The sequence below is a fragment of the Anabaena sp. UHCC 0399 genome, assembly GCF_034931465.1.
Classification (GTDB): domain Bacteria; phylum Cyanobacteriota; class Cyanobacteriia; order Cyanobacteriales; family Nostocaceae; genus Trichormus; species Trichormus minutissimus.
Genome location: NZ_JAYGGZ010000015.1, coordinates 24,125 through 37,067, shown reverse-complemented (window position 1 = coordinate 37,067; position 12,943 = coordinate 24,125). Strand labels below are relative to the sequence as shown.

Annotated in this window: 10 protein-coding genes and 1 pseudogene; 4 read left to right on the top strand and 7 right to left on the bottom strand. The window is 37.9% G+C overall.

Annotation, left to right across the window (positions count from 1 at the left end):
• Positions 1-10: 10 nt before the first annotated feature.
• Positions 11-586 (bottom strand): retropepsin-like aspartic protease, encoded by a 576-nt coding sequence (locus VB693_RS10605; RefSeq protein ID WP_323266233.1) that lies wholly within the window; start codon positions 584-586, stop codon positions 11-13.
• 593 nt (positions 587-1,179) lie between these two features.
• Here VB693_RS10605 and VB693_RS10600 point away from each other — a divergent pair.
• Complete coding sequence (locus VB693_RS10600) at positions 1,180-2,826, top strand: RluA family pseudouridine synthase (protein WP_323266232.1); 1,647 nt, start codon at positions 1,180-1,182, stop codon at positions 2,824-2,826.
• Between the two features lie 23 nt (positions 2,827-2,849).
• On the opposite strand, the gene VB693_RS10595 is transcribed toward VB693_RS10600, so the two are convergent.
• From VB693_RS10595 to VB693_RS10585, 3 genes are all read right to left on the bottom strand, one after another.
• A complete protein-coding gene (locus tag VB693_RS10595; protein WP_323266231.1) occupies positions 2,850-3,200 on the bottom strand; it encodes a hypothetical protein in 351 nt (116 codons plus the stop codon).
• Positions 3,197-3,526: a DUF433 domain-containing protein gene (locus tag VB693_RS10590; protein ID WP_323266230.1), complete on the bottom strand. Its 330-nt coding sequence runs from the start codon at positions 3,524-3,526 to the stop codon at positions 3,197-3,199. The genes VB693_RS10595 and VB693_RS10590 overlap by 4 nt, the downstream gene beginning before the upstream one ends.
• 207 nt (positions 3,527-3,733) lie before the next feature.
• Positions 3,734-3,997, bottom strand: a complete 264-nt coding sequence (locus tag VB693_RS10585) for a hypothetical protein (RefSeq protein ID WP_323266229.1) — start codon at positions 3,995-3,997, stop codon at positions 3,734-3,736.
• Positions 3,998-4,538: 541 nt separating this feature from the next.
• Here VB693_RS10585 and VB693_RS10580 point away from each other — a divergent pair.
• Positions 4,539-6,839, top strand: a complete 2,301-nt coding sequence (locus tag VB693_RS10580) for a PhoD-like phosphatase (protein WP_323266228.1) — start codon at positions 4,539-4,541, stop codon at positions 6,837-6,839.
• A 173-nt stretch (positions 6,840-7,012) separates the two neighbouring features.
• On the opposite strand, the gene VB693_RS10575 is transcribed toward VB693_RS10580, so the two are convergent.
• Both VB693_RS10575 and VB693_RS10570 read right to left on the bottom strand, forming a co-directional pair.
• On the bottom strand, positions 7,013-7,897 hold the full coding sequence (locus VB693_RS10575) for a ParA family protein (RefSeq protein WP_190695945.1): 885 nt from the start codon (positions 7,895-7,897) through the stop codon (positions 7,013-7,015).
• A gap of 779 nt (positions 7,898-8,676) precedes the next feature.
• A pseudogene (locus tag VB693_RS10570) lies at positions 8,677-8,928 on the bottom strand (hypothetical protein); the annotation flags it as partial.
• Between the two features lie 175 nt (positions 8,929-9,103).
• Here VB693_RS10570 and VB693_RS10565 point away from each other — a divergent pair.
• Positions 9,104-10,489 carry an AAA family ATPase gene (locus tag VB693_RS10565; protein ID WP_323266227.1) on the top strand — a complete coding sequence of 462 codons (1,386 nt, stop codon included), beginning with the start codon at positions 9,104-9,106 and terminating at the stop codon, positions 10,487-10,489.
• Between the two features lie 3 nt (positions 10,490-10,492).
• The gene (locus tag VB693_RS10560) at positions 10,493-11,233 is read left to right on the top strand and encodes a chromosome partitioning protein ParB (protein ID WP_323266226.1); all 741 of its coding nucleotides are present in this window, start codon (positions 10,493-10,495) and stop codon (positions 11,231-11,233) included.
• A 697-nt stretch (positions 11,234-11,930) separates the two neighbouring features.
• Here the strand turns inward: VB693_RS10560 and VB693_RS10555 are convergent.
• The gene (locus VB693_RS10555; RefSeq protein WP_323266225.1) at positions 11,931-12,920 is read right to left on the bottom strand and encodes a glycosyltransferase family 2 protein; all 990 of its coding nucleotides are present in this window, start codon (positions 12,918-12,920) and stop codon (positions 11,931-11,933) included.
• Positions 12,921-12,943 lie beyond the last annotated feature (23 nt).

Here is a 12,943-nt window from a genome sequence, read left to right as displayed (position 1 = left end):
CACTCCCTACTTATCGGGGATGAAATTCTACAGTTGTTTCTAAAATTTTGATGTCGTAATGACCAAAAAAATCATTACCGAGTAATCCGATTGGTGCGTTGTGTGCGATCGCTACTTCTACATTTTGCACTCCAGCACCACCTGCTGCCATCGATTGTACTGTACTAATAGGAAATTCGATTTGGCTACCATCAGCAATTTGCGCTGTCATTACTCCTGTCGTTTTGAGTTGCAGCGCATTTGCTGTTCCTATCGTAATTAACGTATTGTTAGCACCTGTATCAAAAATCATCTCAAAGGTTTTGTTGTTATTAAAGGTGACATCAATTACAGGAGTTCTGCCCAGACGGCGTTTGATGGGAACACGAAATACTCTTTTTTCTGCCTGGGGAGATATTTTTTTCTCAATGTTAACGCCACAAAGCTTTTCTAGTTTAATTGTTCTACCAGAGGCGTTAATCATAAAACATTCGCCTGGGTCTTCAGCATTTACACGATGGGGTAAGGCTAAAAACATCAGTGTTGGCAGGAGTGTAATTAAAGCTAAATTGATATTTGTAATAATCAGCTTGCTAGCATTTATCATTTGATTTTCTTTATTAATATCTAAATAAAATATTATTTATTAGAGATAGACTAATTCGGACTATAGTTGTTACTATGAAATTTATTTTTCGCCGCCTAGTCAAATATTAGAATAAGGTTAGTTTTATATATATTACCTATATTTACTGAACAATAAATTAAAGTTTAGGTGAAGAATAGATAAAAATACTGGTGGTAAATAAAATTTTGCTAAACTTGGCTATTTCGCAACTTTAATCACAGTTTTTTGCTGCATACATAGCAGTAGAGATCGCATTGTTCACAGCCATATCCTTTTTAGAGAAAATTATCTCTTGTGTGATGGTACGTGGTGCTACTACTCCACACACAGCCGCAGCCGCAAACCCATACAAGACTTACGCAAAAACTCTTTCAAACCCTTATTTCTCCGTGTTCTCTGCGTCTCTGTGGTATGCGCTACGCGAACGTTATTCAGTAATTTGAATTTTGAATTTTGCATTTTGAATTCAAAAAAGGTCATAGTAGGAGGTGTAGAACCTAAATCAATTTGTCCAAAGCCAATGTGATAGAAACTTTCCCCGGACATATTGTTGACGACATTTTGATGCTTGCATGATATTACATCAGATTGCAGATTTTCTTGACTATGAGTGGACTGACGTTAACCAATTGCCTAGTTATTGGTACGAGGGGCGTTGTCTGCAAACTGGTGATTTAATTAGGCTACCACGCACACCTTTAGTAGAAGCGATCGCCTGTGGTTTAATGCAACAACTAGCCGAAGATGAGCGTTATTTCCATGAAGGTAAAATGTATGGTGTCTTATTAGTAGAACTACTCACAGGTGAACAACGAGTTTTAAAAGCTTTTTCTGGCTTACTCAATGGTGAAAATGTTGTAGATGGCTGGGTTGCGCCGATTCCTGGGAGAGAACAAGTAGCTTTACAAGAAGCGAAAACTTTGGCTGAGTTAGAAGCAATTAAGCAAGAACTCATCACCCTGAAACAATTACCAGCGAGACAAGAGGATGAAAATTTATCGCGGGAATTTGCACAACAATTGCAAGTAATGAGCGATCGCCATTTTAAGTTGAAACGGCAACGACAGGAAAAACGCCAGCAACTTAGCGACACACTCACAGGTGAAGCCTTAACTTTGGCTTTAGAACAACTAGATGCAGAAAGCCGTCAGCAGGGCATAGAACGCCGCAAACTCAAACGCCAACGAGATGTAACTTTGGCAACTTTAAAAGCAGCGATCGCTACAGCAGATACTCGTATTCAATCACTCAAACAACAGCGTAAAGCCCTATCTCGACAACTCCAAGCCCAGATGCACGCCGCTTACTCCCTGATGAATTTTTTAGGGCAATCTTCATCATTGCAGCAATTAATGCCCGATGGTTTACCGACAGGTACAGGCGACTGTTGCGCCCCGAAGCTACTCCACTACGCCGCCACCCACGGACTTAAGCCCCTAGCAATGGCAGAATTTTGGTATGGGACATCTAATCAAGATAAATCCCAAGGGGAATTTTATGGTGCTTGTGCAGAACGCTGTCAGCCATTGATGGGGTTTTTGTTGGCGGGTTTAAGACCTAACCCCCCTACCCCCTTCCCTTTTAGGGTTTGGGGAGAGGTAAAAACTATTTACGAAGACGAACATTTGATTGGTGTCAACAAACCTGCTGGACTGTTATCTGTTCCAGGGCGTTATCTAGAAACTCAAGACAGCGTGATCAGTCGCTTACGTAATTTATTACCAGATGGCGATAATTTAGCGGCGGTGCATCGCTTAGATCAAGAAACCTCTGGGATTCTCTTGGTGGCGCGTGATTCTCAAACTTATCGTCAACTTAGCCAGCAATTCCAACAGCGACAAGTCCACAAGGTTTATGAAGCCATACTTGCAGGCGTTGTCACCATAGACACAGGTTTAATTGAATTACCATTATGGGGAGATCCACAAAATCGACCTTATCAACAAGTTGACTGGGAACATGGTAAACCCAGCTTCACGCACTTTCGGGTGATGGCGAGGGAAGGAGAATATACCCGCGTTGAGTTTGCACCATTGACAGGACGCACCCATCAGTTGCGGGTTCATGCTTTGGTAGGATTAGGAAAGGTGATATTAGGCGATCGCCTATATGGTTGCAATGCTGGGGCTACTCGTTTACACTTACACGCCAGAGAACTCCGCTTTCAGCATCCACACACCCAAGCAATTATTCATTTGCAGACTGAAACACCATTTTAATGTTTTTGCAGTTGTTGCCTACGTCAGAGAGGCAGTTTTGCAATCCGATCAACCCACTCTTCTGCACTCGATACTGCCCAAATTAGCAATAGTTCCTCAATAACGATTTCAATTGGTAGTTTCCTGGAAACGATGATCACTCCTGAACTCTGATTGTTGCTGATAAATTCAGCAAATTCTGATGGCATAGTTTTGCGGTCGTGGCTGGCGAGAACGCGCCCCTGTTTTGCGGCGATCGCCAATACTTCTACATCTTTAACGCCTTCCAACCTAGCAGCAAAGGCAGTTTGAAAATTAATCGTAGGTTCTCGCCGTAACACGCCAGTGACAATCGCCTGATTCAAGTCAGCATCGGCTTGGTAACTAATAATCACGATCCCACTTGCTGACTCCCTGACCTAGCTACCATCAGCTTATTATACAAAGCAGGATCAGTAGTTTGCAAGGGTTGGGGCATAGCATCAAAAGCGGCTTCCTCTGCTGTTAGGTAAGAATCTATCTCAACACGATTAGCTAGATAGAATGCGATCGCGCCATAAACTTGTTCTAATGTTAGTAACGGAAGAGACTGAACAATGCTTTCAGGTGATAATCCACTTCGGAAGGCGTAAACAACAGAGTCGAGGGAAATCCGAGTTCCTTCGATCCAATAAGCATCCTTTCGATACTCTACATAAGATTTAGCTGCAACAACTGGCATATATTTATTTTGCTTCTACCTACTTTTAATCATAAACTCAATATATCAATCGGGTTCATGTCATGACTTTAGCAGCAGCTATAGCCTGTTCAATTTCTTGACGCAACTCAGATCCAGTTTCTCAGGGGTTTTTAAGCTAACCTTGATAATTTTCCAGAGTTTCGGGGCTGGCGATCGCCAAATGATATTAACTACTCAACCTTATATTTATCTTGATTCAATATCTTGCTGAAAAACTAAGATAAAATCATTGACGGTTTTTTTATAGTTAAAACCATAATCTAACAAAGCTTCCTTTAAAGTTTCTACCTCAGATTCGGTAAGTATATTTTTCTTAGGTGTTATCTCAATAGCTTCATCATTTACTGTAAAACTGAAAGATTCTTTAAATTGGTTATAATCCCAGTTTAATTTTCTAGCTGCATTTAACTCAATGGCAGCTATTGTATGATCAAATTTGCTTGTAACCATTACTTTGGCTCTCGTATTAGCTAACCTAAATTTTAACAATCATAAGAGAGAATAAACTAAAACTAAGTTCTTAATTAAGAGCCGAGAAGTAATACCATATATTTTCTGATTTTCAAAAAATCAGCCTATTGGTGAATGTATAAAAGAGAATAATAAGCTAGAGATTTCCAGTTAATCAATAGATAATGATCTGATATTTGCCAGATTTAACCCCAATCATCATAAGTTAGGGCAATACTCGCGATACTACTAGAAAAATTGAACTATAAAACCAAAAAAGGCTATGCTATTTTATTAAAGCTAGGATACATTAACTTAATTGTTGTATTCATAATTTGTGCAGCCAGTAGCGTAACTGCAAGTTGCTCACTTAATCAGTCAATGGGAATAATTTGATTTCACCATAATCATGTAATGTGCGACTTATTATTTTGTTACACAGGGCTGGTCAAATAAACAAGAGAGCTTATGCAACACTGTTGAACGATAACCTCTCTAGTTCAATTAACTTGTTACCGAATATTAATTTGCACATGGCGTAATGAATAATCAAACTGCAAGCTTTTTTGACGACCTGCCAATGATTTTGGTTGGGCCAATACTAAAACATACTGAACCGGAATCGGTGACAGTGTTGATGGCATTAAAACAGTCTTGCCAGGTAGAAATCAAAGTTTATCACACAACAGATTATGGTGAAAGTTTAGAAAATTATTTATTAGTGGGGCGACGTTCTACAGTTGCTTTAGGCAAACATTTACACGTCATAGCGATTACAGCTGTGTCTGCAAATGGGGAGAGTTTAACGAATGATAGCATCTATGCTTATGACTTCCAGTTTACCCTTGCAGACCAAACTGTACTCACACTAGAGCAAGCTTTATCTTCTAACCGCTTTCCTCACGTCAGCATTAGCTACTTTGCACATCAAAAACCAACTTTTGTTCTTCCACCCAACCACCTGGAAGATTTGCACATTGTCCATGCTTCCTGTCGTAAACCTCATGGTCATGGATTTGATGCCTTACCAATTTTAGATGGGTTAATAGCAACTGCCAAGCAAACTCGCGATGACCTCCGGTCGCTCGGAGAGCATCGCCCCCATCAGTTATTTCTGACAGGGGATCAAATTTACGGTGATGATGTAGCCGCACCATTTTTATGGTGTGCTAGTCGTTTAGGGGATGCTTTACTAGGTTGGGAAGAACAACTACCCATCGGCCAAGTTTATCGTACACCCAAAGAACTACCTCCCGGCGATCGCGCTCAAGTGGCTACAGAAGACGCTGGCTTTACGGCTGGATTACACAATAAACCAGAGAAAGTGTCTAGTCATCTTTTCAGCTTGGGGGAATATTACGCTGCTTATATACTTTCTTGGTCGCCAGTGTGCTGGCCAGATGCGTTTCCTAAAGCACACAGAGTCACCAACAAGCGTCATGCTATCAAGTATTGGAACAAGTCAGTTAAGTATTTACGCCAATATATTCAAACTCTGCCGCAAGTGCGCCGTGCTTTGGCTAATATTCCCACCTACACCATTTTTGATGACCATGATGTGAGTGATGATTGGAATTTAAATCAAGCTTGGTGTTTGCGGGTGTTGGGAAATCCTCTGGGAAGGCGAGTTGTGCAGAATGCTTTGTTAGCCTATGCAGTGTTTCAGGCTTGGGGTAATACACCTAGGCAATTTGTCGCTAATAGTTCCGGTGAAAAGTTGCTAGTTGCGGCTAATGCGTGGTCAAATTCCCAAGGGACAGATCAAGATGCACAGGAGGCGATCGCGCGATATGTTGGCATACCAACTACTGATCCTCACACTGACTTACCTAATTTGATGTTAGAAGATGGGGTGTTTATTTTAGAACGAGATCCCCAAGTATTGACTTGGCACTACACCATCAAAAGCCACTGCCATGAAGTCATCGTCCTAGATACACGCACTTGGCGGGGCTATCCAGCCGATAAAAAACCCATAGCCCCACCTATGTTATTGTGTCCACGGGCAATGAATCAACAACTACTGCAACCTTTACAACAAACAGCAGACAATCATCATCTCACCACCTTTGTTATTGCCCCGACAAATGTATTTGGTTTGCAAGTAATTGATTGGATTCACCATTGGCAATTAAAACGCGAGCAAGTTTTTTCTACAGATGTGGGAGATGCTTGGAATATTAATTTTCCCGCCTTAGCAAAACTGTTAAATATTTTTTGTGAGCAACGTGAAAAACTAGTGATTCTGTCTGGAGATATTCACTACAGTTGCACCGCTCGCTTATCTTATGCAAAAACGCTCAATTCACAAAAACAATCTGTATTAGTACAGTTGACTTCTAGTGCTTTAAAGAATGAAGAAACAGTCACCAGATTAATTCATACACGTTTAAAAGAGTGGCTATTACCAGAAAAAATTAGACGGTGGCTAGGCTGGAATCAACCACCAAATATGGTGCAAGTTTCTGCGAAAAAATCAGCCCGTGATCAAGGAAAGCATAACCCTGATTGGTATTGTGTACTGGAGTGGATACCGCGACAAAGCACGCAAGATTTCCACTCTCAAAGAGAAATGTCTTTTTTAATCAATGCCCACAAAAAAGCCCAAAATTCTTACTTGCAATGGTTACAACCTTTCATGTTTTGGCAATATCGATGGTTTCAGGATGGTAAAGAAGTTGTGGGATTGAATAATATCTCTTTGGTTCATTTTGACTTAGCAGAGATGGAGAATGATTACAAAGTTATTCAGGATGTTTTTTGGTGTGATTCTAAATCTTCAACTCAAATTGTCTATAGTCGTTTTGCAATCAATTTACAACCAAATCAGAAATTCTTATAAGTGCTGAATAATGAATCAATACCGCTCAGTTAAGCCTAAAACATCACTTCGATGTAGATTGGGTTGAGCGATCGCAAAACCCAACAAATCTTACATTTTGCTGAGTTTCCTTCCTCAACCCAACCTACAAATTTTCTTAATCCCAACTACAAATATTTAGGCAGACTAACTTATCACAACTTCTGCAATAACTCTTGAGTTAACTGCAAAAATGCTTTAGAACCGGCTGATTGGGGTGCATTTAAAACAGCCGGAACAAAACTATCAACAGCTTTAGCCACATTAATATCTACGGGAATTTGTGCTTTACAAATTTGTTCTACACCAAAATCTTCTACAACTCGGTGCATAACCTGTTTGTAATATCTACCCGTTAATAGGTTAGTATTACACATACTAAAAACAATTCCCAGCATTTTAATATTTATCTTAGTCTCATGTTCATGACTATCTTTTAACTGGGCAATACGTCTTTCTAACAGTTGAATACCTACTACAGATAAAGGTTCTGGTTTTGCTGGGAGAAGATAAAAATCACTAGCTGCTAAAGCACTCCGCGTCAATAAATTGTAGCCGGGAGCGCAATCTAAAAGAATAAAATCATACTCATCGCGTACTGATTTTAAAATATTATTAATCAAGACTCTCTCAAACCGATTCCAAACACCTTCAAAGTTTTGTTCACCTAAAGCCACTGTTTGTCTATGCAACATTTCTGACACGACAAACTCATCATATAAGTCTATATCTCCTGGTAATAAATGTAGTTCTGGCAAATTACAGACTTGAGTTTGAATGATATCTTTGATAGTTAACTTAGTATTCGGATCTGGATTGATAACTTCATCAATGAGATATCTAAATGTCAATCTTTGTTTGCGACGCTTGGCAAAATCTAAAGGCGACATCAAACTAAGTGTGGCACTGATTTGCGTATCTAAATCCAGAACCAGCACCTTTTTACCATAATTTTTTGCCAAACAAGTAGCCAAATTGACAGTGAGGGTAGTTTTACCTACACCACCTTTCATATTTGCAGTAGCAATTACATATCCCATTTGTTAATTCCTCTGATGACGCGTTCCCAGTTAATGAAAATTTCCGGTAAATTTAATCTTTACAGGAAAATTAAAAGAGTTGTGCCAGCAATATTGCCTCGATAGAGTATATAGTAATACGCCCTTATGATAATTTGTAATTCGTAATTCGTAATTAAGCAAGTTTGGTTATACAAACCATTTGTGATAGCCGAAACCCCGGTTTCTTTAAGAAACCGGGGTTCTGAAGTCCCACAATTTTTACAAATTAAATAGATTGCTGTAGTTGTTACACCTAAAACTTATTTTTCTGATAACTGAATCTCTATGATTGATGGTTAAATTCTACTTAGGAGCGAATCAATATCATCTCTATATGTAATAGTTTAATATTGAATTAATACACAACATTCCTGTTAGTTCGGCTGAATGCTGATTATAAAATATCTCAGTATTTTGCAGTACGCCTTTACCATGAATTATCTCATAGTGGTAATATCCATATTGGTCAAGATAGACAACTAATGTAAGTTGATTAACAGCTAGCATTGAAAGTAGTTTTGTACTCATTTTTGTACATCCTGGGTGTAGGGTAGGAGGTGTATATATATTTATTGTTCAGTTTTTTATTAGCCCTACAGGATGAACTTAGATAAGTTTTGGAGAAATTTTTTAGTAATCTGATTGGATGGCTGAATTTATTGGCATAGATGGGGTGTAAGAGATATGAAATCAGTATTTGTAAGTAGGGAGTTTAACAATATCATCAATTATTAATAATGATATCGGTGAAATTGCGCCTACTGAGTTTTTCCTGATGGGATCTGAATTTGTTTAGCAAACCGGCTTTGTAACCGATGCAATTGGGGGCCAATTTGGTAGAGTAAATCACCTTTACCTAATAGATAAGAGGCGGATGTTTCTGTACCTCCTAAGACAATTTTTGAGTCGGCTTCGCTAGCAGTTCTTAAAGCAACTATTCCCGGCAAATTTGAACGGATAATTGGGGTGACAATACCGGCTTCTGGACGTTGGGTAGCAATTATGAGATGCTGCGGGGTATGACGATATAGTAGGCTGAAGTAAATCAATACATTTATCTTTATTTTCAGCAAAATTACTAAACATAATTTTATTTCTATACTTAGTATGCAGTAATTGTTATGGATTAACTAGTTTGCTGTGTGTCATAATGAACACCAATACATATTCATTGGGGTAAAAAATTTGCTTTTTAATCCTGAGTTGTGCCGTAATGAAAGCGAAGTAGAAAGCAAGCTCATCGTGCAATATTTACTACCACAGCTAGGTTATACTCCAGACACCTGGCATCAGGAAGTTGCTGTTGGTAGCATCCGGTTAGATTTCTTAGCATTTGCGGCACAAGTCCTGCCCTTTGTCTTAGATGCCAACTCACCATTAAGTGTAGTCATGGAGGCAAAGCATCCCAAACAAAACTTAAAGAATCACGTCCCCAGACTCAGGCACTATTTAACAAGTTTGAACGTAAGATATGGTTTATTAACCAATGGCAAGGAAATCAGGATTTATGAAAAAGTTGAAAATGATGTTAAGTTAGTTTTTCAGTGTTCTGGTAAAGAAGTTGAGACGAAGTTAGAAGAAATCAAAAATTCTATTGGAAGAGAAAGCTTAAAGCAAAAACAGGTAATAGATCAGTCAGAAGTTACGATATTCCCAAAAGAACAATCAAATTTAAAAATTCAGCTGCAGGGTAAACCTTCTATGAAAACAATTGCAATCTACCACAATAAAGGCGGAGTAGGAAAGACAACTATTGCTGTTAACCTTGCAGCAGCATTGAGTAAAAAAAATGAAAGGGTGCTGTTAATTGATATAGATTCTCAAGCAAATACTACTTTTGCTACAGGATTAATAAAATTTCAATTTGAGGAAGATGACAATTTAAGAGAAAGCAATATCTATCATTTATTAGAATCAGGAGAATTCAATTTTATTTCGGATGTATTACGTAAATCTGATTATTTTAACAATCCAGAGATAGATGTTATTCCTTCTCATATTACGTTAATTCAAGAACAGGATAAATTGAATAAAATTATGGCTAGCAGAAGCAGGTTAGTTTCAAAATTAAAACGGGTGGAAAACGATTATGATATAGTCATCATTGATACACCACCCTCTAGAGATTTATATGCCCAGGTTGCACTGATCGCTGCCGATTATTTGATTGTTCCTTCAGATTTAAAACCTTTTGCTAATCAAGGTTTACCAACAGTAAAAAATTTTGTGAACGAAATCAATGAATCTAGAGAAGTGATGGGTAAAGTGCCTCTCACCATTATGGGTGTTCTTCCTTCTAAAATTTCCACAAATTCCAAATTCTTACAATATACATTTCCTAAACAGAGAGAAGTCATCTCAGAACGTTATCAATTACCACTGATGGAATCGGTGATTTATGATAGAACCGCACTATCAGAATGTATGAATCAGACTTTACAAGTTGGAGAGTTAGAATATCCTGATCCTAAGTCTATTGTTAAATTTGCTGAACTAAGAACTTCTGCACAAGTCTCTGCTGAGGAATTTAATGTTTTAGCAGACGAAGTATTAAAAAATATTAGGAATTAATTAATGATTAACTTTTCTCTAGTTGATGTAAAAAGTATTACTTCTAACACACCACGTTCTAATTTTTTAGAAACTGATTTAGAGCAACTTGCAGACTTAATTCTAGAAAGCGGAGGTATTATTAGACCTTTAATAGTCAAAGTCAATGGACTAGAAAGTTATATTGTAGTTGATGGGCATTTTGAATATTACGCATCTGTGAGAGCAAAAGAAAAAAATCCGCGAAAAGCTGAAATGGTAAATGCCTTTGTAATTTCACCAAAAATAGAGAATTTAATAATCAAGCAATCCTCAACTATCAAGGGTTTAGAGTCATCCGATAAAGTGATAAAACTATTACCTGAAACAACTGAAATAACAAAATTAGAATCGCGGTTAGCAAATTTGGAGATACGCCTTGAAAAACAAATTAATGAGTTCAAATCAGAACTAGCTCAAGAAAGACAAAAAACAGAAGATAAGATAAAGAGTATTGAAGTTAAAACACATAAACAAATTTCGCCTTTAGAGATATTTAATACTCTAGAGCAAACTCAACTTATTCTGAAATTGATCAATGCAGGTATTAACGAATCAACAGCTAATAAAATTTTTGCAAGTTTAGAAATAGAACGTAAAAAGAAAAAGTTTGCCTCTTTGAATGATGTAATTACTCGTGTAAAAATTTCTCATGGAAAAAGTCAAAAAAGAGGTATAACTCCTGAGAAAATGGTAGAGATTCTTGATATTTGGTCACGTATATAGCTTTTAACTACAGGCATTACTGTTTATGGAGAATCACAATTAAGCTTTTGGAAGGCTAATCGGTTAGAGTTTGTTTGAAAAGGTTTGTTCTATGTCATGTTGAATGCAGCGTAGCAGAATGAAACATCTCGGTATATGCCACAAAGTCTAGATTCTTTCCTACGGAACGCTTCGCGAACCTTACGCTCTGCTCTAGTCAGAATGACATTTTTATTTTTATACCCCTTGCAACTTTTCAAACATCCTCTTAGCGATCGCAGTTGTATCTATTGCTCTAGCTATTGGTACAATCTTTGTTATTGCTCAACTGCGCTCAAACTCCATTTACCAACCTACTCCAATTCTTCCACAAAGTAGATAGGTTTAATCAAAAACTTGCAAAAAATTTTAGGTTTGTATAACTGATTTTCTCCAGCACCTTAAACCGGATTTCTCATCAATTATTGCAACCTCAGTCCAGAGTCCGTAGAGGCTCTTTGAGCGAAATATTCATGAATGATTCGAGCATATCTGTGAACCCGCCCCTACTGTTTCTGAGAAATGCGGGTTTACGCTTCACTAACACGCCCTACGTGTATTTCAAAATCAAATACGAGTCATATATATTGATAGATGGTTCTAGTTTGCTTGCTATAAAATAAAGTAAATCTGGAACAATTTTAGATTCCACAAATATCTGTAATTCTGACAACATTTATTACACAGATGCTTCTCTCACTTGCTCAGTGTAATCTTTAGGACGAACTTGGCGAAAAACCTGTAAAACTAATTTGCGTAAACTGATTGGTAAGTAAGATAATATCAAACCAAGCATGATTGTGCGATCGCTACCCAATAACTGAGTTGATTGCTGCAAAAGTCTGCGTCCCTCCACAGAATCGCCCTTTTCAATCAATCTTAAACCCAAAGCACGCTGGGTAGCTGCTAGTTTTTGCAATCGTAGTTTTTCTAATTCCTCATCAGGGAATTTATAACTACTAATACAGAAAACTTTGGCAGAAAGAAAGTGCAGATTTTGTTTCAAACTTGTTTGTCCGCCATGAAAACGATATTCCATCAGAAATTCTGGCAGAAAATACCCTTGCTTACCAGCGATCGCTAAACGTACTAATAAATCAAAATCCTCACATCCGTCAGCTTGTGGACGCATATAATCAACTTCTGTCAAACACTCTCGACGAAATAGTGTTGAACCTACTTGCAAGCTTTGATGTAAAAAGGTTTGCTCTATCAAGTCAGGAATCACTCCCTGTTTGAGTTTATCCTTTCCCCATTTAGTAGAGTTTTCAATTGTTGCCGATTCAATTTTTTCGCTATTTTGATTAATAATCCAGTGATTTGTACAAACAAAATCTACATTTTCTTCTGCTTCTAAGACTACCACCGTTTTTGCTAAAAATTCGGGAGTCAAAGCATCATCATCATCGAATTTTATAAAATAATCTCCACAAGCAGCTTCAAAACCAGAGCGCATATTGCGACTACGCCCACCATTTACAGGCTGTCTAATGTAGCGAATTCGTGAATCATTCCACTGGCTGACTATTTGAGGCGTGTTATCAGTAGAACCATCATCACAGATAATTAGCTCAAAATCTGTATAAGTTTGAGCTAGTACGCTATTAACTGCGTAAGGAAGTAAATTTGCTCGGTTGTAAGTGGGAATGCAGACAGTAATTTTAACCACAGGACTTAATCTCAAATTTTAAA

Excerpts from the sequence above, each read along its gene's own strand:
- VB693_RS10605 (WP_323266233.1), bottom strand. The coding sequence starts at position 586 with ATGATAAATGCTAGCAAGCTGATTATTACAAATATCAATTTAGCTTTA.
- VB693_RS10600 (WP_323266232.1), top strand. The coding sequence starts at position 1,180 with ATGATATTACATCAGATTGCAGATTTTCTTGACTATGAGTGGACTGAC.
- VB693_RS10590 (WP_323266230.1), bottom strand. The coding sequence starts at position 3,526 with ATGCCAGTTGTTGCAGCTAAATCTTATGTAGAGTATCGAAAGGATGCT.
- VB693_RS10585 (WP_323266229.1), bottom strand. The coding sequence starts at position 3,997 with ATGGTTACAAGCAAATTTGATCATACAATAGCTGCCATTGAGTTAAAT.
- VB693_RS10580 (WP_323266228.1), top strand. The coding sequence starts at position 4,539 with ATGAATAATCAAACTGCAAGCTTTTTTGACGACCTGCCAATGATTTTG.
- VB693_RS10575 (WP_190695945.1), bottom strand. The coding sequence starts at position 7,897 with ATGGGATATGTAATTGCTACTGCAAATATGAAAGGTGGTGTAGGTAAA.
- VB693_RS10560 (WP_323266226.1), top strand. The coding sequence starts at position 10,493 with ATGATTAACTTTTCTCTAGTTGATGTAAAAAGTATTACTTCTAACACA.